We start from the raw sequence: 22309 nt of genomic DNA on the forward strand, positions 1-22309 counted from the left end.
TGCCTACCTCGGCTCAACTACATCCAACGCCCGATTCGCCAGCAACTGCCCCAGCTCAATCATCTGCTGGACCCCTAGCGCGATATGCCGTCGCGAGCCCTCCATATCGAACGCCAGATCACTGACCATGGCGTTGGCCGAGGCCAGGGTTTCGCTGAGGTTGGCGAGTAGGCATTCGGCGTCGATGTTAGGGGCGATGACGAAAAGGGTGTCGGGTGTGTAGCCAGTTTCTTTGTCGGCTTTGGGTTTGAGGTAATAGTCCAGGGCACGAGTGGCCGCGTCGTCGAGTTTCTTGGCGTTGGCCGATTGGCTGCGGGATGTATGGTCTTTTTCAGGGGGATTCGGAGTTGGTTTGGTCATAGTCTTGGATCCTTAAGTTGGAGCCACTACCAATCCGCTACTAAACGAGATGGGCGGCAGCTGTACGCAGGTTAGTAGACCGGGGATCCAAGAAACCGGCGCGCCCGAGGGCGCCCTGCGCACAGCTACCATTGAGCGTAGGTAAGAAATACCTGGCTGAATAGAGCAATGTTCGTCTTGGAATGCCGGGCTACTAAACCCGATCACTGATGGGCAGTGACAGGATCAAAAGTACCGATGGGATCCAAGGTGGACAAGCCGGCGGATTCTGGCGTAGTTGTAGGCAGAGGCGCAAGGCGACGTAGCCTCGTGTCGCACATTTGAAGGATGCTGGGTTGGGCCGTTTCCCACGAGGTTGTAGGGGGAATTTCCCAAGTGTCGGAAGACATGACGCTTGGTCGCAACACCGTTCATTTGAGCGTTGGATTGAGTCCGTGGCGAGGGAGCTTGCTCCCGCTTGAGCGCGAAGCGCTCACACAAGTTGGCCGCCCTACGTAGCCAGCGAGAGTGCTGAGGACAGCGTGCATCGGCGTTGAATGTGCCGCCGTCTTCGCGAGCAAGCCCGCTCCCACAGTTTTACCGAGGTGTTCACAGACATCGCATGCACCCCAAATCCCCTGTGGGAGCGAGCTTGCTCGCGATAGCGGTGGTTCAGCTTGCGTTGATGTAGGAGGGAAGCAGTTCGTCGTCGATATGCACGCTTATGCAAAACAGCATTTGTCTTCTGCAAAAAGAACAAGCATCATGCGCGTTATGCAAAAACGCAACGTTTCTACCGTATTAAGAGCATTGCTCGATCAGCACGGGATCTCCCCTACGGAGCTTCACCGTCGTACCGGCGTGCCTCAGTCCACCCTCTCCCGGATCCTCAGCGGCAAGATCGTCGATCCTTCGGATAAACACATCTCGAAGATCGCCGAATACTTCGCGGTGAGCACCGACCAGTTGCGCGGGCGCGCGGACGTTGTGCCTATTGGCAGCGCCCGCCGCGACGAGCCGCATTCCGAACTCAAGGACATAAGCCTGTGGGATGACGATACCCCCGTCGAGGAAGACGAGGTGTCGGTCCCTTTTCTGCGTGAGGTTGAATTGGCTGCTGGATCAGGAAGATTCGTCATCGAGGAAAGCGAGCGTTCTAGCCTGCGCTTCGGCAAGCGTAGCCTGCGCCATAACGGCGTGCAGTTCGACCAGGCAAAATGTGTGACGGTGCGCGGCAACAGCATGTTGCCAGTGCTGCGCGACGGGGCCACGGTCGGGGTGAACGCGGGCAAGTGCGGGATCGGCGACATCGTCGACGGCGACCTCTATGCCATCAACCACAACGGCCAACTGCGGGTGAAGCAGCTTTACCGCCTGCCCACTGGCATCCGCCTGCGCAGTTTCAATCGCGACGAGCATCCGGATGAGGACTACACCTTCCAGGAAATGCAGGATGAGCAAATCGTCATCCTCGGCCACGTCTTCTGGTGGGGCATGTACGCCCGCTAACCCCTCCGCTGTCAGATAAAACCCGCCGCCGTGCGGGTTTTTTTTCGCCTCTGAAAATCCTCTGCCCCCTGTGTTCACTGGCTGTCGATGCGTCAGTGCATCCGTTATGCATAAATTAATGCATTTACGCATTGACTGTATATGCATTGATGCATATTCTGTGTCCAAGCCGCTCGACAAAGCGGCTGGCAACAAAGCTCTTTAGTTCCACCAACAGGCAGCGATGAACCGGCCTTAACGGTTCAGAGGGTTGGCAACTGACCCGGGTGTGCAGCGTAAAGCACCAGAAACAGTTATCTGGCGGGCAGGGACCGCGGCCGGAGGAACAATTTGAATGGATCCGTACCGCGCCAGTCGCGCCGAAAGATCAAGCGCATTACTGAAAAGCCTGGGCAACCGGGCTTTTTGGAATGCCTCTGTATCAACGCCCCAAAAACCATTACCTGAAGGAAGTAGATCAATGAAAAAACTATTCAGTGTTCTGATCGCAGCCGTCCTGGCGGCCCAGGTCGCCCATGCGCTGGCTGAAACGTCCCCTGTCGGTTCGTGGCAATTTGCGTCCTACCATGTTCCGGGCGGTAGTTTTTATGCCAACCAGACGATCTGTTTCAAAGCGGACAATACCTGGTATTCGAGCTCGCAGGCTGGCTGGAAGGGCGCATGGTTCCAGAACGGGGACGATCTCCAATGGAATGGGAGTGTGCCAATGCCAGGCGCAGGGAGTGCCAATAATCTCGCCACCATTGCCATGGGTAAATTGGTGGTTGCTGGCTCAATGTCGGGTAACTACGCGGAATGGTCGGCACCCAGCGCGCTGCCGCTGTCGTGGGACAGGCACTACACCTACACCATGACTTACAAAGGCGCGACCTGCGCTGCTCCAAAGTGACGCCAACCCAGTTCCATTAAAGGCACGTCGAAAGATCAGACGTATTACTGAAAAGCCTGGGCAACCGGGCTTTTTGGAATGCCTGTGCCATGAGGCACTTCAAACCGCCGCCAATGGGAGGGCTTTCAATGCTGAAGGATTTCAGATGCGGTAGCTGCAAAAGGCTTCTGGCCCGCATGGGCGAGAACACCGAACTCCAGATCAAATGTTCCCGATGTGGAACGTTGAATCATGTGAAGGCCCTTGAGCCTCGAGTGATCGCCAGAGAGCGAGATGAGCGCTGTTGATCAACCGCGCGATCAATCAATAACTCAAGAGGTGAATCATGAGTCGTTTCAAGAAATACGTTGCCCCGCTGTTGCTATCCATTGCGCTGCTCGGTGTTGGGAGCAACGCGAGCGCCGCCAACCTTCTGGTCAACGGTAGCTTCGAACAGCCAGGCTGCAGTGGCAGTTGCATCCTCGATACCCCGGCGAAAGCCAATTTCATCACCGGTTGGACGACGTTTCTGTCCGGCGCCGAGTACTTCAATATGCCCGCTTCGATCGGGGGTTCCGTGGCTGCGGATGGCGTTGTGATTATCGACCTGGCCAATTATGTCTACGGCAACGGCGGTGGTATCCAGCAGAACTTCGCCACCGCAGTCGGCGCCAAGTATCGATTGACCTTCAGCGCGGGTAATTCGCGCTACGCCAGCCGCTCCGGCGACGGCACCATCCAGGTCAAGGTGGCGGGGCAAAGTGTCACCTTCAACACGCCGTCGGCCAAAGGTACCGCCGTGGAGTGGAGCACCGTCACGTATGACTTCACGGCCACTTCGACCCAAACGACTTTGGCGTTCTCCAATGAGCAGAACCCTTACGCCCACTTCGCCTTCATCGACAACGTCAGCGTTGAGCCACTGTAAACCAACGATTGTCCTGCGAAGCCCCGTCGACTCCAAGCATTCATCCATCACCCCCCAGGAGGCGTGACATGACAAACGAGCAACAAGCGTTGCTGGACATGCCGATCTGGCTGGTCATCGTGCTCGCCCTGGTGGGTGGGGTGTCCGGCGAGATGTGGCGTGCTGACAAGGAGGGCGCCCGTGGCTGGTCGCTGCTGCGTCGCCTGGCCCTGCGCTCCGGTGCCTGCGTGGTCTGCGGGGTTTCGGCAACCATGTTGTTGTATGCCCTCGGCATGTCGATCTGGAGTGCTTGCGCCCTGGGTTGCCTGACCGCCATGGCCGGTGCCGATGTGGCTATCGGTCTTTACGAGCGCTGGGTCGCCAAGCGGATTGGCGTTTGCGAAGTGCCACCGCGGGACGTTCCTCCCGACCAGCCATGAATCGACATCGTTGATCCATACACAAGGAGGCGATCAATGCCCGTCCTTATCGAAAAACCGTCGCAGCTGTTCGCCGCCATTGCCCAGACGCTGCGCGCCACTTACCCCACTTTGAAAATCGGCAGCCCTCAGGATTTCGATGGCACCGACGACCAGCCCTGGGTGCTGATTGCCATTGAACGTGATGCATCAGGCAACCGCGCCAACGACGGGCGTATCGCCCATGTCCTGACGGTTTCCCTGCAAGTGGTCATGGCCGTTGCGGGATGGGAGGCGTGCGATCTGGCCGGTGAGCTGAAACACCTGGTCGTGGATAACCGCTGGGGGCTGTCGGGTGATCAATGCGATCTGCCCACGGAGATCGATGGTATCGCATCCGCGTTCACCCACGAAGCTCGGGCGTACACCGCCTGGACCCTTTCATTTATCCAAACACTCTATCTCGGCCCGATGCTGCTGGAGGACCCGCTGGGCATCCCGAAATTTGCCCGTACCTGGGAAGTCTCGAACATCGACGACCCGGATCAATACACCACACTCGAGGCCTGACCCATGTTCGATGCGCTGTTACGGATGCATCTGGGGCCGATCATCGAGCGTCTGGCCGAGATGGAAACCGAGCTGGAAGACTTGCATCGACGTGCGGAGAGCTTCTGTCGCATCGGCGTCTGCCAGGAAGTCGATGCGGCCAGCAACACCTGCAAGGTCAGTCATGGCGGGCTGCTCACCCCGGCGATCCGTTTTTTCAACCCGAGCGCCGGCGCCCAGAGCGAGTCGCGGATTCCCTCCGTCGGTGAGCAGTGCCTGTTGTTGAACCATGGCGGCGGAGAGGGCGGTGGGCAGTCGGTGGCGTTGTTCGGCCTCAACGGTGGACAGTTCCCGCCCGTTTCGACCCAGGCCTCGCTGACCCGTCGCCGGTATCAGGACGGCACGGAAAACGGCTACGACCACGCCAGCCATGTCCTGCACTGGCAAAACGGTCCGGCGGCATTCACCGGTTCCCGTGAATCCCTTGAGTTGAGCATTGGCCCGTCGAGATTGGCGATGACGCCCGAGGCCATTGAATTGCAGGTCGGCGCCGTCGGCATTCGGCTCGACGCCTCCGGTGTGCACCTGAGCGGCCCGGTGGTGGATCACCAGGGACGCGTCATCAGTACCGCATAAGAGATTTCCCCATGATTGGAATCGATCGAAATTCCGGCGCCACGGTCGACGACTGGCTGCAATTTGTCCAGCGCGCCACTCGGGCGTTGACCACGCCGTTGGGCACTCGCCAGAAGCGCCCTTTGTATGGCTGCGCACTCACGCAATTGCTTGGGCAGAACCTCGGCGATGACTTGCTGATTCTCGCCCAGAGCCATGCGGCCCAAGCGTTCTACAACCAGGAAAACGGCATCGCTGATTTCGAGCCGCAGGTCATTGTCGCCAGCCGACACGGCGCCGGCTTGTTGTTGCGCTTCGCCGGCACCTGGAAAAACCGCAAGCAGACTTTCGAGGTGGTGACATGAGCATGTTAATACCCGGCCAGAACCAGTTGGCCGAACCGGCCATCGTCACCGTCGAAGCGTTCGAGGATCTGCTCGCCGAATTCAAGACCTTCGTGGTCGAGTACGTCGGCGCACGCTCTCCCGAGAGCGCGGCCAAGCTGGTGGACAGCCTGGAAAACGAAAGCGAATTGCTGACCCTGGCCCTTGAGGCGTTCTGTGTCCGGCTGCAAACCCACGAACGCAAATACAACGCTCGCATCAAGCAGATGCTGGCGTGGTGGGCCACCGGCACCAACCTCGATGCCCGTCTCGCGGACATGGGCCTTGAGCGTCAACTGCTCGACCCGGGCGATCCGGCGGCTTTCCCGCCCATCCTACCGGTCTACGAGAGCGATGATGACGCCCGCTTGCGCTACTACCTGGCGCCGCATGCCCCGGCGGCTGGCTCGCGCATGCAGTATCGGCGGGAGATCTTCACCCTGGGCGAACGGCCTGCCGTGAAGGTGGAAAACGCGGCAGCGGGCGTGGTGACGGTCACCTATACCTTCGACCCGGATGGATACGCGGCGCAGATCAAGGACGGCAACGGACGCCGCACCGCGCCGGGCGAAGTCACGGTCACGGTGCTGTCCCGAGAGGGCAATGGCACACCGTCCGAGGCGCTGCTTGACGGCGTTCGCGAGCATTTCGCCCGGCCGGATGTGCGACCGGAAACCGACCTGGTCATCGTTCAGGCCGCGCAAATCAAACCCTACAAAATCCGTGTCGTGGCGAAGATCAATGCCGGTCCGGATTCGGGTTTGACCCAAGTTGCCGCAGAGCAGCAATTACAGGCGTACGCCGAGGCCTGTCACCGCCTGGAAGGTCGGGTGGACCCGAGCTGGATCGACTACACGTTGCACAGCGCGGGCGCAGTTCAACTGCAGATTCTCGAACCGCTGGCGCCGATTGTGACGACGGCTTTCCAAGCCCCGTACTGCACGGGTGTCGAGGTCGAGGTGGATACGTTATGAGTGACGACACACTTCGCCAAAGCCTGCTGCCGGCCAACAGTTCGGCGCTGGAAAGGGCGCTTGATCTGGGTTTTGGTCGGTTGCTCGATCGCATTGACCCGCCGTTTCCCGAGTTGATGAACGCGAGCCAGACCCCGTCCGCCTTCTTGCCATATCTGGCGGCGGACCGCGGCGTCAGCGAGTGGGATGCGGGAGCCAGCGATCTGGAAAAACGTCTGACGGTTTCACTGTCCTGGCAGATCCAGCGTCAGGCCGGCACTCGCCAGGCTTTGAACCACGCTGTCGAGTCTCTGGGATTCACGCCCCACGTCACCTCCTGGTATGAACAGCAACCCCATGCCCATCCCTACACCTTTGATGTGCAAGCCATCATCGGCCAAGGTTGGGCCAGTGGTGATCACAATCGCCTGATAAAGCGAATCAATGCAGCCAAGAGCGAGCGCGATCAAGCCACCATCACCCTCGTGCATCAAACGCGCGGTGGCTTGGCAGCGGCGGCAGTTTTGCACGGGCCGCTGATCGACGGTGAGCTGTTTTTGTGCGGGGCACTGCCGGTACTTGAACTCGGTACGCGGCTTATTGGCATTGGGATTTCCCAGCGCTACACCATTAACGATTACGACCTCAAGGCGCAGCCATGACAGAAGACATTACGCGCTTGGTTCGCTTCACTTCCGCCGGCCTGGCAGAAGTGTTGCAGGCAAAGAACCAAGGCTTGAAAGGTGAGATCACTCACATCGGTGCTGGCACCGCTCGCTACGATCCCAATGGATCGGAAACGGCGCTTCGCGATGAGCGGCAGCGTGTGGCGATCGTGGATTACGAAGACCTCGATCCAGGGCAACTGAGAATGGCTGCCCTGTTCGACGGGCCTGATGAATACGAGATCGGTGAATTCGGTTTTTATCTCTCCACCGGCACGCTGCTAGCGGTGTACTCAGTGGCTGGAAAGTTGCTGACTTACAAAGCCGCTGCAGCGCGCGTGTTGCAAAAGTTCACGCTGGATATCTCACCGCTGCCAGCGCAAAGCGTCACGGTGGTGGTTGGGTCTGACGATTTGAACATCCTGTTGAGCGAGGAAATCGCCACCCTGGCGACTGCCAATATCGACAATATGGCGCGACATGTCGGCCTGATGTTTCGGGTGATGACGCTTGAAGCCAAATAAATCAATAGCACAAGGAACTTGAAACGTGAGTCTGGAAACCACTATCGCGTCGCTGGTGACAGCGGCTAATAACTTGACCACAGTGGTCAATGGAAAGATCGGCAGTATCAATACGACCATGGCCACGGCGTTGACCCAGTTCAATGAGTGGCGAAGCCTGAAGGATGTGGAAGGGGATCCGAACGCTCTTGGCACAATCCGCCGCAACGTACTGCAAGGACATGTTTACGGGACTGGCGGCGTCTATGGCGCCACGGCACAGGGTGATTTTGTCTCCACCAACCTGGGCGCCAGCGCAAACGTGTACATGCATTTCAAAGTGCCTCTTAACATCAATGTCAATTCGGAGATGTTCTGGTTCAACATAAAGGGGTACAGCTACGGCACGGCAAAGATAATCGACGAGACGTTGGTGGGGTATTGCTATCAGCCTACGCGGGTCCTGCAAAATGTCTCGACCTTCGGGAATATGACCCCCACTGTCTATGTCGATGCAAACGGCAATATTGTCATGCGGATTCTGGTTCCCAATATTTACTACACCACCGTGCGCATCGACACGATGCGGGTGGGCAATGGTCGATTGTTCAATCTGGGCGACTTGAGCACCAAATTGTCCTTGGCCGAAACCGTTGTCTTCAGTTAAGGAACGAACATGTCTGATATATCCAACGCTGATACGCTTGAAATTCCACTCGCCGTACCGTCGCGTGAAATCGAATGGGCTGCCATTCGCAACCGTCGCAACCAGCTTCTGCGGGACACGGATTTCACTCAACTGCCGGACTACCCAGCGACAGACGCACAGCGCGCTGAGGTTAAGGCCTACCGCCAAGCCCTGCGGGATATCCCCGAGCAGATCGAGGATCCATCGAACCTGGTCTGGCCCGTGCTACCGACCTTCGTCAAGTAACCCCAACCGCGACAGCGGTTTTTTTTCGCCCGCAATAAGCCCCGTGATGGGGCTTTTGTGTTTTTCGCGTCTGGAGAACCCGTAGATGCCCATTCGTAAGCAATACACCGTGCTGTTGCCATTCCCTACCGGCGGCGGCCACTGGTCGAGCACCGGCCAGGAACTCGAACTGCTGGATGTCGAGGCCAATGCCTTGCGCAGTGCCGGTCGCCTGGAGCTGACCAGCGTCCTGGCGGTACACAAACAGGCTGTCGACATGCAAGCCACCCCAACTCAACCGGCCAAAAAGGCCGCTGCCAAGAAGGCTGAATAACCATGGCTGAGGTTTTGAACTTCGAGCATAACGGCATTACCGTCAATGCCACTGAATCTCCCGAGGCCATGGGTGGTCTGGGTGATAACGTCATCGGGCTGGTCGGCACCGCGCCGAATGCCAACCTGCTGATTCCGAAAAACACCCCGTTCCGCATCAACAGCTTCACCACCCAGGCCCAGCTGGACCCGACCGGTGCCGAGGCGGGGACGCTGTTCCAGGCGGTCTACCAGATCCTCAAAGTGGTCAAGGTGCCGGTCTACGTGGTTATCGTCGAGGAAGGCGCGACACTGGCCGACACGCAGAACAATGTGATCGGCGGCATCGAGGCGCAGACCGGTCGCAAGCTCGGCCTGGCGGCGTTGAGTGGAGTCGCGGAAGACCTGACCATCATCGGCGCACCGGGCTTCACCGGCACCAAGGCGGTGGCCAGTGAGTTCGCCTCGTTCGGCAAGCGTATCAAGGCGCGTGTGGTGCTCGACGGCAAGGACGCCTCGGTCGCTGATCAAGTGAGCTACAGCCAGGAACTGGGCGGCGCCGACCTCGGTTTTGACCGTTGCCTGGTGGTGCACAACATGCCGGCGGTGTACTCCAAAGCAGCGAAGAAAAACGTCTTCCTGGCGCCTTCCAGTCTGGCCATCGCCGCGCTGGCCAAGGTCAAGCAATGGGAGAGCCCGGGCAACCAGGTGACCTACGCCGAAGATGTCTCGCGCACCGTCGAATACAACATCCTCGACACGTCCACCGAAGGCGATCTGCTCAACCGCTACGGCGTCAGCTACTACGCCCGAACCATCCTCGGCGGCTTCTCGCTGCTGGGCAACCGCTCCATCACCGGCAAGTTCATCAGCTACGTCGGCCTGGAAGATGCCATCAGCCGCAAGCTGGTGAAAGCCGGCCAGAAGGCCATGGCCAAGAACCTGACCAAGTCGTTCATGGACCAGGAGGTCAAGCGCATCAACGACTGGCTGCAAACCCTGGTCGCCGACGAAACCATCCCCGGTGGCAGCGTGTACCTGCACCCGGAATTGAACAGCGTCGAGAAGTACAAGAACGGCACCTGGTACGTGGTCATCGACTACGGCCGCTATGCGCCGAACGAACACATGATTTATCAACTCAATGCCCGCGATGAAATCATCGAGCAGTTCCTGGAGGACGTTCTCTAATGTTTACCAACCGCGTAAGACAGGCCATCGCGGCCACCCTGCAAGGCCTGCCGTTGTCGGCGACGGTGGAAGATTTCACCCCGCCGAAGATCGAATTCGAGATGGAAGAGATGCGTGGCGGCCGTTTCATTGGCGAGGAAATGGCCAAGGGCGGCAAGGTGCTGACGGCCAAGCTGACGCTGCAAGGTCTCGGCCCGGAAATCATGCTGGCACTGGGCGTGAGCGTGGGCGACGACATTCTGCTGAACGTGCGTGAAGCCGGCCAGGATCAGGATGGCAACACTTGGTTCACCTACCACACGGTCGGCGGCAAGTTGAAATCCCTCGAGGAAACCCCGCTGAAAATGACCGAGAAGCCCAAGACCAACCTTGAGCTGTCCTGCCGCACCTACAACCGCCTGGAAAACGGCGTTCCGGTGATCGACATCGATGTGCGCACCCAGAAGTTCGTGCTCAACGGTGTCGACATCCTCGGTGATGCGCGTCGTGCGGTGTTGTTGCCTTAAACCAAGGCCTGCCAGCTGAACGCAGACCTCCTGTGGGAGCGGGCTTGCTCGCGAAGAGGCCATCAGCTTCAACATCGAAGTTGCCTGACCCACCGCTTTCGCGAGCAAGCCCGCTCCCACAAGGGGCTCGCCCTCCATGATCCACCAAGGAATTCACTTCATGTCCTGGACGCCTCCTGTTCACGTCCTGCTGTCGCCGATCACCGCTGACGACGAGTCGCAGATCGAGCAGCTCCCACTCAAACCCTTGTTCTACGCCGCGCAGAAAGACGCCCTGGCCCGTGCCGGCGATGATGAAGACGAGCAGTTTTTCGAACTGGCCAAACTGGCCACCGGCCTGTCGACCAAGGAGCTGGATCAGCTCAAACGCCCGGACTACGTCAGCATTGCCCAGTACGTGCACGACATGTCCACGCGCCCGGCGTCGTACTTTTTGGATGACCCACAGGCCGACCCCGACCAGGTGCAACTGCTGCAACCGCTGAGCGTGGCGGGTCGCAGCCTGACGTCGCTGACATTGGAAATGCCGGTGCTGCGCGCGACCAAGGCGATGAAGAAACTGAAGACGGCCAAGGAACGCGCCGAGTTCATCACCGCCCATTGCACCGGCCTGATGATTCCCGATCTCGGCCTGCTGAGCGTGCCCGACTGGACGCAACTTCAGGTGCGCATCGACGATTTTTTAAACAAACCGGCGGACTACTTTCGGAGCGCGACATCGAAGTAATCCTCGATGTGGTGCCGCTCATTTACCCGGTAAGTGAGGCGGAAATTCTGGAGTGGGACGCCGGCAAGGCCTTGCGCCGTTACGACATCGCGATCACTCGCCTTGGCGTGAAACAGGAGTAGAGCGGGATGGCGGACGATAGATATTCGCTCAAATACGCAGCCTTCAATGAGAGTGGGCTGGCGTTCGGTAATACCAGCCTCACGAGTGGTGTGTCAGCACAAGGCTCGGGCACGTCCGCCAGGGATCAGCTGTCTGGCCTCAACTTGGCGCTGGAAAACGTCGGGCTCAAGCTCGGTCTGCTGACCACCGCTATTGAGTCGTTGACCGTGAAACTTTCGGCACAACGAGCAGTAGGAACCGCTGCCAAGGCTGAGTCGGCCAATGAGCCAAAGGGTAAATCAGGTGGTATCGAACCGCCGGAGCTGCTTAAACCGGCGATAGCGATGGACTCGGCCATGGCCGATTTGAAGCAGGCGGGTCAATTTTCACCTCGTCAAATCGCAGAGATGGCGGAGCCCACTCAGCGCATCGCCAGCGCTCCGCTGGTGGCGGCCGGGGGGACCAAAGCGGTTGATCTGGTGAGAATCGAAAGCTTGGCAGCCAGTGCTGGCATCGGTCGCGATCTCCCCAATGCATCGGACCGACAGTTCGAACTGTTGCGCTTTGCCAGTGATGTTGGCGTCACTGCATCGGCGTTCAGAAAACCGGCCATGGAAGTCGCCGAGATGATGGTCGGCTGGCGCACCTCCATGAAGCTCAGCGGCGCTCAAGCCTTTGACCTGGCGGATGCCATCAACCAGTTGAGCAAGATCCCCGGTGGAGCGAAACCGGGAGACATAGGCGCCGTCTTGCAGCGTGACGGTGCGGCTGCGACGACGGCGGGCCTGGCTCCTGCGCAAGCGGCAGCGTTGACGGCGGCATTGCTCAATACCGGCACGCAACAGGCTGAAGCCGGCGTGGCGCTTGATAACTTCACGACTGCCCTGGGCAAGGGGGATCAGGCCTCTGCCACCGAGCAAGCGGCCTGGAAGCAACTGGGCCTGGAACCGAACGCGGTGGCGAGCGGCTTGCGTGACAAGGACACGACGTCTGGCACGGTGATGACGGTGCTCGCGGCCTTGAACGCGCAGCCGGCCGAAAAACGCTCGGCCCTTGCCGCCACGCTATTTAGCAATGGCGATGGAGCGGTGCTGCGCATGGCGCAGAAACTGGCCGATGTGAATGAAGCCTTCGGACAAGTGAAAGACCCGGCCCAATACGCCACGTCGCAGTTGGGTGATAAGGGCTCGGTCAGGCAGGACGCGTTGGCGCTGTCGAATACCCAGCAAGGCCAGTGGAATGTCTTGGGTGCACGTGCTGATCGTCTATCGGTGGCCACGGGCAATGCCTTGGCGCCTGTGGCGGATAGCTCGCTTCAGGCGTTGGGTTCGCTGGCCGATGGCATGAGTGAATTGGCTGAGTCCTCACCTAAAGCCACCGCTGCAATTGTGCTGGTTGCCGCAGCGATCAAACCGCTGGTGAGTGCGTTGCTCAAGGCGGTCACGGATGAGCTGAGCAACCAAGCGGCCAAACGAGTGTTGGGGACAGCGAGCGTTGCGACAGTTGAAGCAGGGGCGAGCTCCAGCGGTGTCTTGCGCGGCATGAGTGCTTCGTTGCGCTCGTTTACCCGCTTTATACCTGGAGCATTCGCACTGAGTGCCGCCCCCGAGGTGGTCGAAGGCGCGATGAACGGCGATGCCCGGATGATCGGCGCTGGCCTCGGAACCGCTGGCGGCGGCTGGGCAGGGGCGTCGGCAGGCGCTACCGCCGGAGCCACTGTCGGTACTTTTTTCGGTCCCCTCGGCACCGCCATTGGCGGAGCACTTGGCGCGGTCGTTGGCGGGCTGGCCGGCAGCTGGATCGGTGGAGAGTCGGGCTCCTGGCTGGGTGACCAACTCGCCACGCCCGCCGACAAGCTCCCCCCTCCGGACCAGGCCGCCAAAGCGCTGACCAATGCCCAGACCTCCACGGCACAGAACACCATGACCGCAAACATCTACATCAACGGTCAGGACCAGGCCAGCGCCAGTCAATTGGCCAACCTGGTGGTGCAGCAGCTCTCGGGCCAATTCGGCTTAACGACCATGCCCAACACACTCGCCATGCGCAGTGATGCGGCCCTGACCGACGGAGGTACGTGATGCGTCAACAAATGGCACTGGGCAGCTTCATTTTCGGCCTGTCCAGAAACTTCGCCTATCACTCCCTGGTACGCACCTCGGACGGTGGCTGGAAGAGCATCGACATCCTCACCAGCAAACCTAAGTCCAGCCAGGTCGGCCAAGGCCTGCAAGGGCTGACGATCACGGGCAAGTCGATGTACGCGACTGCCATGGATCGTCTCGATGAATTGCGTGCATTGCAGGCGCAACGCGTTCCTGTCCCGTTGGTTGACGGCATCGGCCGCAACTGGGGGTTGTGGCAGATCAACAAGGTGTCGGAAACCCAGACGGAGATCATTGATGACGGCACCGCGATGGTGGTCGGCTGGGTGATTGAATTAACGGAGTTCGCCAATGCGTAGGGTTCGAAGCATCGCCGGTGATTCGGTGAATCTGTTGCTGTACCGCGAGCTGGAGCGTTGTGACGATGCCGCCGAAGAGGCGCTCTGGCTGCTCAATCCGGGGCTGGCCGAGTGGGGCCCGGTATTGCCGGCAGGGGTGTGGGTGATCCTGCCGGAAGTGGATCTCAAACCTGTCGCACCCACACCGGTTTCGGCCTGGGATTAAGGAGGCAACATGTCACTGGGTTTCACACCTGCGGTGGAAATTTACGGTGCGAACGCTGCACTGCTCAACGAGCGCTTGCTCAAGTGGACGCACGTCGATGCGGCGGGGATCGAGTCCGATCAACTGACGCTGACGATCAGTCTGGACGGGCTTGAAGGGTTGCCCAGCCTGGGCGGAAAAATCGGTCTGCGGGTTGGTTACCTGGAGTCGGGGCTGGTGGATAAAGGCGAGTTCGTCATTACCCGACGCACGCCGATCCTGTTTCCCTTGCAGCTTGTCCTGGTGGCCATGGCGGCGCCGTTCAGTGCGGCGGACCAGACCGGGTTCAAACAACGCCGATCCGCCAGCCACGGCCCGACGACCCTGGGTGCGCTGTTTCGGCAATTGACCTCCAGGCACGGTTTTTCTCCTCGGGTAGCGCCGGACCTGTCGCTGATAAAAATCGAGCACATCGACCAGTCCAACGAGACCGACATGGGGTTCCTGACGCGCCTGGCCCACCGTTACGACGCCGTCGCCAAGCCGGTCAACGAGTTGTATGTGCTGGCTCGGCGTGGTCAGGCGAAGTCGTTGTCGGGCAAGGTGCTGCCAGAGATAAAGCTGTCGGTGACCAGCAATAATCGCCCGGGGGATAACGCCTTTATCTCGGCCAAGCTGGAGGAAACCGCCCGGGCGAAATACCAGGGCTGCAAGACCAGTTGGTGGGATGCGGCGGGCGGCAAAGTGCGCGTCGAGGAGAGCGGTCTCGCGCCGTTCAAGACCCTGCGCCAACGTTTCCAGAGCGCAGACGACGCCCGCGCCGCCGGTGAAGGCGAGGTACGGCGGATGATGCGCGAGGCCCTCAAGGTGAAGATCGGCTGCCCAGGCAACCCGGGCTTGTCCGCTGAAGGCATCGTGCTGCTGGACCCCTCCTGGCCGGACTTCATGCGCGGTCGCTGGTCGATCGACAAAGTCACCGCCAGCGGCGACCGGGAAAAAAGCTACCGCTGCGAGATTGACGCGACCTGCCTGGATGCCAGGGCCTGACGCCACTCCCTCAAACACCGCGAACTCTGTGGGAGCGAGCTTGCTCGCGATAGCGGTGTGTCAGTCGACTTCAATTTCGAATGTCAGACCGTTATCGCGAGCAAGCTCGCTCCCACAGTTTTCCGACTGCCTGCGCCTTTCATATCACTGGAGCCCTCCATGAAGATCACGCCGATCCTCACGCAGCTGCGTGAGCAATGCCCTGCGCTCGCCAATCGCGTGGCCGCGGGCACTGACCTCGCCACCTTGCAAACCCCCTGCGCCTACGTAGTGCCGATCAACGATCTGGCCAGTGCAAACGCTGCGCAAAACGCCACCCGGCAAGCGATCCGGGACCGCTTCGAAGTGACCCTGATACTCGACTCCACCGACGCGACAACAGCGCTGGATCAGTTGCACGACCTGCGGGCCGAGCTGTGGCGGGCGCTGGTGGGGTTTAAACCCGGTGGCGATTACACCGGCATCGAATACGACGGTGGAGAGCTGGTTTCCATCAACAGCAGCCGTGTGTTGTACCGGCTGCGCTTTTTCGCCGAGTACCAGCTGGGCCGCAACCTGGCGAGCCAGCCTGCCGAAAGCTGGCACGAACGTGAGCTGGACGGCTTGTCGTCCTTTACCGGGGCCACCGTGCGGGTCGATGCCATCGACCCGGCGGACCCCAACCTGAAACGTCCCGGCCCCGATGGGCGCGTGGAACTGACCTTCTCTGGAGACGTAACCCCATGAGCAAACGCATCACCGTGCTGCCGGCCCCGGGCCGTGCCGTACCGGACCCGGAAGCGGGCGATCTGTTGCCCCTCGAAGGCCGTGAAGTGCCGGACAACGCCTGGTGGCGTCGCCGTCTGGCCGATGGCGATATCACCACCAAAACCGTGAAAGCGGCAAAACCACAGGGAGCCAAATAATGGCGATCGGATTCAGCAACATTCCCGCGGACATTCGTGTTCCGCTGTTCTACGCCGAAATGGACAACTCGGCCGCCAATAGCGCGTCGTCGGCCATGCGCCGGTTGATCGTCGCCCAGGTCAACGACAACGTCGCCCCGGCCGAAGTCGGCAAACTGGTGCTGGTGTCCAGCGTCGCGCTGGCCAAGAGCATCGGCGGGCAGGGCTCGATGCTCGCCTCGATGTATGAAACCTGGCGCAAGACTGACCCGCTGGGTGAGATCTGGTGCCTGCCGCTGCACAACACCGCAGGGGCCATCGCACAAGGCGTGCTGACCCTCACCGGCGCCGCCACTCAAAGCGGTGTGCTCAACCTGTACGTGGGCGGCGTGCGCGTTCAGGCGGCCATCGTCAATGGTGCGACGGCCGCTCAAGCCGCCACCGCGCTGGCCTTGAAAATCAACGCCGCCGCCGACCTGCCGGTGACCGCGGTGGCCGCCGAAGGCGTGGTGACCCTCAGCGCCAAGTGGACCGGCGACAGTGGTAACGACATCGGCCTGCAATTCAATCGCCTGGGCAAGAGCAACGGCGAAGACACCCCGGCAGGCCTGACCACGGCTGTCACCGCCATGACCGGTGGCGCCGGTGTGCCGGACCAGACCGCCGCCGTCGCGGCCCTGGGCGACGAACCGTTCGAGTTCATCGCCATGCCATGGTCTGATCTGGCGAGCCTCAACACCTGGCAAGCAGTCATGGACGACAGCACCGGTCGCTGGTCCTGGGCCAAGCAGTTGTTCGGCCATGTCTACAGCGCCAAGCGCGGTAGCATCGGCACCCTGGTGGCGGCCGGTCAGGCGCGTAACGACCAGCACATGACCATCCAGGCCCTGGAGTTGGGCGTACCGCAACCGTTCTGGGTCCAGGCCGCCGCACTGGCCGCCCGCACTGCGGTGTTCATCTCCGCCGACGCCAGCCGTCCGACCCAGAGCGGCAGCCTGCCGGGCCTGGATCCGGCCCCGGCCAGCGAACGTTTCACCCTGACCGAGCGTCAGTCGCTGCTCAACTACGGCATCGCCACGGCTTATTACGAAGGCGGTTATGTACGTATCCAGCGTTCCATCACCACCTATCAGAAAAACGCCTTTGGCCAGGCTGACAACTCCTACCTGGACAGCGAAACCATGCACCAGTCGGCGTTCATCGTGCGGCGTCTGCAAAGCGTGATCACCAGCAAGTACGGTCGCCACAAACTGGCCTCCGACGGCACCCGTTTTGGCGCCGGCCAACCCATCGTGACGCCGAGCACCATTCGCGGTGAGCTGATCGCCCAGTACGCCAAGCTCGAACTGGAAGGCCACGTGGAAAATGCCGAGCTGTTTGCCGAGCACTTGATCGTCGAGCGCGATAGCCAGGACCCGAGCCGGGTCAACGTGCTGTTCCCGCCGGATTACATCAACGGCCTGCGGGTGTTCGCGCTGCTCAATCAATTCCGCCTGCAATACGACGATGCCGCCTGAAGGTTGCGTCAATCGTATGAACTCAGCCCACCTCGCGTGGGCTTTTTATTGAAGGGAGAAACACCATGGGTCAACTGATTGCGGGCACCTGCTACGTCAAAGTGGACGGCGCTCAACTGACCATTAATGGCGGCTGCGAAGCGCCACTGATGTTCACCAAACGCGAAACCGTCGTACCAGGTTTCTACAAGGAAACCGACATCGCCCCGTCCTTCAAGGTGACGGCGCTGCACACCGCTGACTTCCCGCTCAAGCAACTGGTGGCCGGCACCGACATGACCGTCACCTGCGAATTCAACAACGGCAAAGTCTACGTGCTGGCCGGCGCCTATCTGGTGGAAGAGCCGGTTTCCAAAGGTGACGACGCCGCCATCGAACTGAAGTTCGAAGGCATCAAGGGGACCTGGCAATGAGCGATGTTGTGACACTGCGCGTGGCCATCGAGGCCCACGGCGAGCCTGTGAGCGAACTGACCCTGCGCCGTCCGACGGTGCAGGAAGTCCGGGCGATCAAGGCGCTGCCGTACAAGATCGACAAGAGCGAGGAGGTGAGCCTGGACATGGATGTCGCGGCCAAATACATCGCAGTCTGCGCGGGTATCCCACCGTCGTCGGTCAACCAGTTGGATCTGGCAGACCTCAACGCGCTGAGCTGGGCCGTCGCGAGTTTTTTCATGAGTGCGGCGTCGCAGCCATCGGCGACCTGATCGCCGCCGCCTATGACCTGGCCTGGTTCTGGAAGGTTGACCCCGAACAGATGATGGCCAGGCCACTGGATGTGCTCCGCGAATCCCTGGAGCACGCGCAACGGATCAATGCGATGCAGCAGGTGCAGTGATGGCAGACACACAAAAGGTAGAGAAAAAAGCGCTGCTGCTGACTGGCATCGACGAGCTGTCCCCCAAGCTCGCCAACCTTCGAGCGAAGGTCGCGAGCTTCAAGCAGAACCTCGATGCCACGGGCCTGGGCAGCCTGGATATTTCCGCGCTGCTCCCGGACGGCGGCCTGGTCAAGCCGTTCGTGGAAGGGCTCAAGTCAGCAGAGGCGTTCAAAGGTGAAGTGGGCGCGGCGAACGTGGCGGCCAGCAGCTTGGAGGCGCCTGAAGCGCCGCGTGTGGCGGCACAGAGCCTGGATGGATTGAAGACTTCCATCAGCAATGTATCGGTGCAGTTCGGCTCGGCGCTGGGGCCGGCGATCAACGCGGCAGCGGCCAGCTTGCAGCCGATGGTCACTGGTGTGGCTCAAGTGCTGCAGGACAACCCGCAACTGGTGCAGGGGCTGGCGACAGGTGTGGTGGCGTTCAATGCGATCCAGACGGCGGTCAGCGGTGCGAGTCAGGCCTTGGAAGTGGTCAACCTGGCCTTGAAGATGAACCCCATTGGCTTGATTGCCATGGGCATCGCCTTGGCGGCAGGCATGATCATCGCCCACTGGACGCCGATTTCGGCGTTCTTCGCCGGACTCTGGCAGAAGCTGGCGCCGATCGTTATGCCGATGGTCGAGTTCTTCAAGACGATGTTTGCCTTCACCCCGCTGGGGCAGGTGATCAGCAACTGGGGCCCGATCAGCAGCTTTTTTGGCGCACTCTGGAACGTGATCGTGGCGGCGGCAACCCCCATCATTGGCTTCATGCAAACATTGTTCGCCTGGTCACCCTTGGGTTTGATCATCGCCAACTGGGCGCCACTGAGCGGTCTGTTCGCGGCAATCTGGGACTTGCTCAAAGCCCTGACCGTGCCGGTGATGGACGCCTTGAAAGGCCTGTTCGACTGGACGCCGCTGGGGCTGATCATGGCCAACTGGGGCACGATCGGTGAAGTCTTCGCCGGGATCTGGGAAGGCATTCGCAATCAGGTGTCGATCATGCTGGCGGTGTTCAGCGGTTTGTTCGACTGGTCGCCCATCGAGGGTCTCATCAAACAGTGGGGACCGGTGGGTGAGTGGTTCACTCAATGGTGGGACGAGCTGCAGGGCGTGATCGCGCCGATCAAGGCGTTCTTCAACGGTGGCTTCGGCGAAATCATCACCACCTTCACCGGCAAGGTCGAAGGGCTGACCGAGGCGCAGCGAAAGACCAACGCCGAAGGCAAGGGTGAGCTGGCGCCGGCGTTTTTTGGCGGGGCCAGTGAACCGCCTGCGGGCCTGTCTTCCAACCTTGCGCCAACGCCGGGCAACCTGCCGGCGAAGACCGCATTGGCGCCGGGCGCATTGCCGCAAACCTCCAGTGCCCTGGTGCAACAAAGCGCCGCGAACAATCGCACGCAGCTCGAAGGCGGCCTGACCGTGCGCTTCGAAAATGCACCGGCCGGGTTGCGCGCCGATCCACCACAGACCAATCAGCCGGCCCTGGCGGTGAGCTCGCGTATCGGCTATCGCTCACTGTCCACAGGAGGTTCCAATGAGCTGGCGTGATCGTTTATTGCCGGCGTCGTTTCGTGGCGTCGGGTTCTGGGTCGATCAGGCGAAAACCCCGGTCGGCCACAAGGGGCAGTTGCACGAGTACCCACAGCGCGACCAGCCGTTCTTCGAAGGGCTCGGCCAGCAAGCGAAGATTCATGAGCTGACTGCATTCATTGTCGGCCCCGATTGCCTGGAGCAGCGCGACAAGTTGCTCAAGGCGTTGGAGCAGGGCAGCGGCGAACTGGTGCATCCGTGGCTGGGGCGTCTGCAGGTCAAGGTCGGTGAATGCGACATGACCCACACCCGCCAGGACGGCGGGCTGGTGACCTTCGCCCTGAAGTTCTACCCCGACCGACCACTGCAATTCCCCTCGGCCGCGATCAACAGCCAGAAACTGTTGCTGGTCTCGGCTGACAGCTTCCTCGGTTCGGCGGTGCGGCGTTTCGAGGACGCCATGACCTTGATCAAGGCCGCGCGGATCGGCATCGCTGACCTGCGCAATAGTCTCAAGGAGGTCTACGGCGTGATCGAGCAAGAGCTCAAGCCGTTGATCGAGACCTATCGGCAACTCAGCGATCTGGTCAAGGCGGTGAAAGAGCTGCCCAAGGAAGTGGTCGCCGAGTTCAAGGGGTTGCTGGGTGACATCCGGGAGTTGAAAGACTTTGCCCGTGACGGCTATCGCGGCGTGATTGCCAGCGTGTCGCAACAGGTGGAAGCGATTCGTCAGGCCGACGCTCCCAAGCTCACCACCGGCAAGGACACCACGGCGGCGGCCCAGGCCGTGGCCGATCTGGTGCAGGACACGCTACTGGTGCAGGCCGCGCAATGGATTGCGGCGATGCCGGTGGCGGCACCGGCGGTCAAGTTGGGCGCTACACCCTCGGTGGCGCAACAGGCGGTGCAACCGGTCCAGCGTCGGGACGTGCCGGTGGCCGATGATGTCCTGGCCTTGCGCGATGCCCTCAACGAGGCCATCTGGCAAGCCTCGCTCAAGGCCGATCCGGATCACTACCAGGCGCTGAACAGCCTGCGTCAGCAAATGGCCGCGCACCTGACGGCGGTAGCGTCGTCGGGCGTAAGGCTGATCAACCTGTCGTTCAAGCAAAGCTTGCCGGCGTTGGTGGTGGCGTATCAGCAGTTTGCCGATGCCACCCGGGTGACTGAAGTGACCCAGCGCAACGGTGTAGCCCATCCGGGTTTCCTGCCGCCCAACGACCTGAAAGTCTCGGGGGAGTAAGCCATGAATGAGCACGACAACGCTGTCTCGCTTACTGTCGGCGGGCTGGATTACGGCGGCTGGAAAAGCGTGGAAATCAGTGCGGACCTGGAGCGCCAGTTCCGCACATTCAAGCTCGACATCACCTGGCAATGGCCGGGGCAGACGCAATCGGTGCCGATTCGGCCGGGCGATGAGTGCCAGGTGCGCATCGGTGCCGACCTAGTGCTCAGCGGCTATGTGTTCAAGGCGCCGGTCAGCTACGACGGACGCCAGATCAGCCTCAGCATTGAAGGTGGCTCCAAAACCCAGGACCTGGTGGATTGCGCGGCGATCAATCGCCCGAGCCAATGGCGCGGGCAAACGGTGCTGAGCATTGTCCAGGCCCTGGCTTCTCAATATGGCGTGGGGGTGATCAGCGAAATTCCGGAAACCGCGCGGTTGAGTGAGCACAGCATCGTCCCGGGGGAAACGGTCTTTCAATCCATCGACCGTTTGCTGACGTTGTTCCGGGTGTTTTCCACTGACGACGCACAAGGACGTGTGCTACTGGCCAAACCCGGCAGCGGCGGGAGGGCCAGTGATGTGTTGGAGTTGGGCAAGAACATTCTTTCCGGCAACGCAGCGATGGACTACAGCCAAGTGTTTTCCGAATACCGGGTCATCGGTCAGCACAAGGGCAATGACCAGCAAAGCGGGGCGGCGGTGAGCGAAGTCTGCGGCACCTCCACTGACTTGAGCTTCAAGCGCAAGCGGGTGACGGTGATCAGCGAGAGCGCGCAACTGACTTTCGAACTGGCCCAGCAACGGGCCGATTGGGAAAGCGCGATCCGCACCGGCAAGGCCCAGACCACCACCTACCGTGTGCAAGGCTGGCGCCAGGCCAATGGCGACTTGTGGCGACACAACACACTGGTGCGGGTGATCGACCCGGTGCTGGGTTTTGATGGCGACATGCTGATCTCCAAAGTGACCTGGTCGCTGTCCGCCCAAGGCTCCATCACCACCCTGCAAGTCGCCCCCCCCCACACCTTCGACGCGAACCCGACGCCACCCAAAACCTGAGCCCAACGCCAACCCCTCGGCCACTGCACAACCCCTGTGGGAGCGAGCAAGCTCGCTCCCACGCTGTTCCGG

30 protein-coding genes are annotated in these 22309 nt (G+C 60.7%); 29 read left to right on the forward strand and 1 reads right to left on the reverse strand.

Translation table 11 applies throughout. The features are described 5' to 3' along the window. Positions 1-3: 3 nt before the first annotated feature. Positions 4-360, reverse strand: coding sequence for a DUF6124 family protein (locus EPZ47_RS05935; protein WP_135843939.1), 357 nt, complete (start codon positions 358-360; stop codon positions 4-6). A gap of 753 nt (positions 361-1113) precedes the next feature. Between EPZ47_RS05935 and EPZ47_RS05945 the strand changes: the two genes are divergently transcribed. The 29 genes from EPZ47_RS05945 (at position 1114) to EPZ47_RS06085 (ending at position 22237) form a co-directional block, all read left to right on the forward strand. Next, the gene (locus EPZ47_RS05945) at positions 1114-1848 is read left to right on the forward strand and encodes a LexA family transcriptional regulator (protein ID WP_135847955.1); all 735 of its coding nucleotides are present in this window, start codon (positions 1114-1116) and stop codon (positions 1846-1848) included. 460 nt (positions 1849-2308) lie between these two features. Then, on the forward strand, positions 2309-2737 hold the full coding sequence (locus EPZ47_RS05950) for a DUF2147 domain-containing protein (RefSeq protein WP_135843941.1): 429 nt from the start codon (positions 2309-2311) through the stop codon (positions 2735-2737). Between the two features lie 128 nt (positions 2738-2865). Beyond that, positions 2866-3024 carry a Com family DNA-binding transcriptional regulator gene (locus EPZ47_RS05955; RefSeq protein ID WP_135843942.1) on the forward strand — a complete coding sequence of 53 codons (159 nt, stop codon included), beginning with the start codon at positions 2866-2868 and terminating at the stop codon, positions 3022-3024. A 38-nt stretch (positions 3025-3062) separates the two neighbouring features. Continuing rightward, positions 3063-3644 carry a DUF642 domain-containing protein gene (locus EPZ47_RS05960; protein ID WP_135843943.1) on the forward strand — a complete coding sequence of 194 codons (582 nt, stop codon included), beginning with the start codon at positions 3063-3065 and terminating at the stop codon, positions 3642-3644. Between the two features lie 68 nt (positions 3645-3712). Continuing rightward, positions 3713-4063, forward strand: a complete 351-nt coding sequence (locus EPZ47_RS05965; RefSeq protein ID WP_135843944.1) for a phage holin family protein — start codon at positions 3713-3715, stop codon at positions 4061-4063. A 36-nt stretch (positions 4064-4099) separates the two neighbouring features. Beyond that, a complete protein-coding gene (locus EPZ47_RS05970) occupies positions 4100-4612 on the forward strand; it encodes a hypothetical protein (RefSeq protein ID WP_135843945.1) in 513 nt (170 codons plus the stop codon). A 3-nt stretch (positions 4613-4615) separates the two neighbouring features. Then, the gene (locus EPZ47_RS05975) at positions 4616-5227 is read left to right on the forward strand and encodes a phage baseplate assembly protein V (RefSeq protein WP_135843946.1); all 612 of its coding nucleotides are present in this window, start codon (positions 4616-4618) and stop codon (positions 5225-5227) included. A gap of 11 nt (positions 5228-5238) precedes the next feature. After that, positions 5239-5571: a phage baseplate protein gene (locus EPZ47_RS05980; RefSeq protein WP_134923008.1), complete on the forward strand. Its 333-nt coding sequence runs from the start codon at positions 5239-5241 to the stop codon at positions 5569-5571. After that, positions 5568-6563, forward strand: a complete 996-nt coding sequence (locus EPZ47_RS05985) for a baseplate J/gp47 family protein (RefSeq protein ID WP_135843947.1) — start codon at positions 5568-5570, stop codon at positions 6561-6563. The genes EPZ47_RS05980 and EPZ47_RS05985 overlap by 4 nt, the downstream gene beginning before the upstream one ends. After that, positions 6560-7204, forward strand: coding sequence for a phage tail protein I (locus tag EPZ47_RS05990; RefSeq protein WP_135843948.1), 645 nt, complete (start codon positions 6560-6562; stop codon positions 7202-7204). The genes EPZ47_RS05985 and EPZ47_RS05990 overlap by 4 nt, the downstream gene beginning before the upstream one ends. Continuing rightward, positions 7201-7731, forward strand: a complete 531-nt coding sequence (locus EPZ47_RS05995) for a hypothetical protein (RefSeq protein WP_135843949.1) — start codon at positions 7201-7203, stop codon at positions 7729-7731. Before EPZ47_RS05990 ends, EPZ47_RS05995 begins: the two co-directional genes overlap by 4 nt. Positions 7732-7756: 25 nt before the next feature. Next, the gene (locus tag EPZ47_RS06000) at positions 7757-8377 is read left to right on the forward strand and encodes a hypothetical protein (protein ID WP_135843950.1); all 621 of its coding nucleotides are present in this window, start codon (positions 7757-7759) and stop codon (positions 8375-8377) included. Positions 8378-8386: 9 nt separating this feature from the next. Further along, positions 8387-8644 carry a tail fiber assembly protein gene (locus EPZ47_RS06005; protein ID WP_135843951.1) on the forward strand — a complete coding sequence of 86 codons (258 nt, stop codon included), beginning with the start codon at positions 8387-8389 and terminating at the stop codon, positions 8642-8644. Between the two features lie 85 nt (positions 8645-8729). Beyond that, complete coding sequence (locus tag EPZ47_RS06010) at positions 8730-8957, forward strand: hypothetical protein (RefSeq protein ID WP_135843952.1); 228 nt, start codon at positions 8730-8732, stop codon at positions 8955-8957. 2 nt (positions 8958-8959) lie between these two features. Further along, positions 8960-10126 carry a phage tail sheath protein gene (locus tag EPZ47_RS06015; protein ID WP_135843953.1) on the forward strand — a complete coding sequence of 389 codons (1167 nt, stop codon included), beginning with the start codon at positions 8960-8962 and terminating at the stop codon, positions 10124-10126. After that, complete coding sequence (locus tag EPZ47_RS06020; RefSeq protein WP_135843954.1) at positions 10126-10632, forward strand: phage major tail tube protein; 507 nt, start codon at positions 10126-10128, stop codon at positions 10630-10632. The genes EPZ47_RS06015 and EPZ47_RS06020 overlap by 1 nt, the downstream gene beginning before the upstream one ends. A 160-nt stretch (positions 10633-10792) precedes the next feature. After that, entirely contained in the window at positions 10793-11359 is a 567-nt protein-coding gene (locus tag EPZ47_RS06025; protein ID WP_135843955.1) for a phage tail assembly protein, read from the forward strand. Positions 11360-11487: 128 nt separating this feature from the next. Beyond that, positions 11488-13542 (forward strand): phage tail tape measure protein, encoded by a 2055-nt coding sequence (locus EPZ47_RS06030; protein WP_135843956.1) that lies wholly within the window; start codon positions 11488-11490, stop codon positions 13540-13542. Beyond that, positions 13542-13925 (forward strand): phage tail protein, encoded by a 384-nt coding sequence (locus EPZ47_RS06035; RefSeq protein ID WP_135843957.1) that lies wholly within the window; start codon positions 13542-13544, stop codon positions 13923-13925. The genes EPZ47_RS06030 and EPZ47_RS06035 overlap by 1 nt, the downstream gene beginning before the upstream one ends. Then, positions 13918-14130, forward strand: a complete 213-nt coding sequence (locus EPZ47_RS06040; RefSeq protein WP_135843958.1) for a tail protein X — start codon at positions 13918-13920, stop codon at positions 14128-14130. The genes EPZ47_RS06035 and EPZ47_RS06040 overlap by 8 nt, the downstream gene beginning before the upstream one ends. Before the next feature lie 9 nt (positions 14131-14139). Next, positions 14140-15156: a contractile injection system protein, VgrG/Pvc8 family gene (locus EPZ47_RS06045; protein ID WP_135843959.1), complete on the forward strand. Its 1017-nt coding sequence runs from the start codon at positions 14140-14142 to the stop codon at positions 15154-15156. Between the two features lie 159 nt (positions 15157-15315). Then, entirely contained in the window at positions 15316-15882 is a 567-nt protein-coding gene (locus tag EPZ47_RS06050; protein ID WP_135843960.1) for a phage tail terminator protein, read from the forward strand. Further along, entirely contained in the window at positions 15879-16061 is a 183-nt protein-coding gene (locus EPZ47_RS06055; protein WP_039594435.1) for a DUF2635 domain-containing protein, read from the forward strand. Before EPZ47_RS06050 ends, EPZ47_RS06055 begins: the two co-directional genes overlap by 4 nt. Beyond that, a complete protein-coding gene (locus EPZ47_RS06060; RefSeq protein WP_135843961.1) occupies positions 16061-17557 on the forward strand; it encodes a phage tail sheath subtilisin-like domain-containing protein in 1497 nt (498 codons plus the stop codon). The genes EPZ47_RS06055 and EPZ47_RS06060 overlap by 1 nt, the downstream gene beginning before the upstream one ends. A gap of 65 nt (positions 17558-17622) precedes the next feature. Next, a complete protein-coding gene (locus EPZ47_RS06065) occupies positions 17623-17970 on the forward strand; it encodes a phage tail tube protein (RefSeq protein WP_024618254.1) in 348 nt (115 codons plus the stop codon). Next, the gene (locus EPZ47_RS06070) at positions 17967-18263 is read left to right on the forward strand and encodes a phage tail assembly protein (RefSeq protein WP_003198316.1); all 297 of its coding nucleotides are present in this window, start codon (positions 17967-17969) and stop codon (positions 18261-18263) included. The genes EPZ47_RS06065 and EPZ47_RS06070 overlap by 4 nt, the downstream gene beginning before the upstream one ends. 130 nt (positions 18264-18393) lie before the next feature. Then, positions 18394-19968, forward strand: coding sequence for a phage tail tape measure protein (locus EPZ47_RS06075; RefSeq protein ID WP_135843962.1), 1575 nt, complete (start codon positions 18394-18396; stop codon positions 19966-19968). Beyond that, entirely contained in the window at positions 19955-21193 is a 1239-nt protein-coding gene (locus tag EPZ47_RS06080; protein WP_135843963.1) for a DNA circularization protein, read from the forward strand. The genes EPZ47_RS06075 and EPZ47_RS06080 overlap by 14 nt, the downstream gene beginning before the upstream one ends. 3 nt (positions 21194-21196) lie before the next feature. Further along, positions 21197-22237 carry a phage baseplate assembly protein gene (locus EPZ47_RS06085; RefSeq protein ID WP_135843964.1) on the forward strand — a complete coding sequence of 347 codons (1041 nt, stop codon included), beginning with the start codon at positions 21197-21199 and terminating at the stop codon, positions 22235-22237. Positions 22238-22309: the final 72 nt, after the last annotated feature.

Source organism: Pseudomonas viciae (genome assembly GCF_004786035.1).
GTDB classification, from domain to species: Bacteria; Pseudomonadota; Gammaproteobacteria; order Pseudomonadales; family Pseudomonadaceae; genus Aquipseudomonas; species Aquipseudomonas viciae.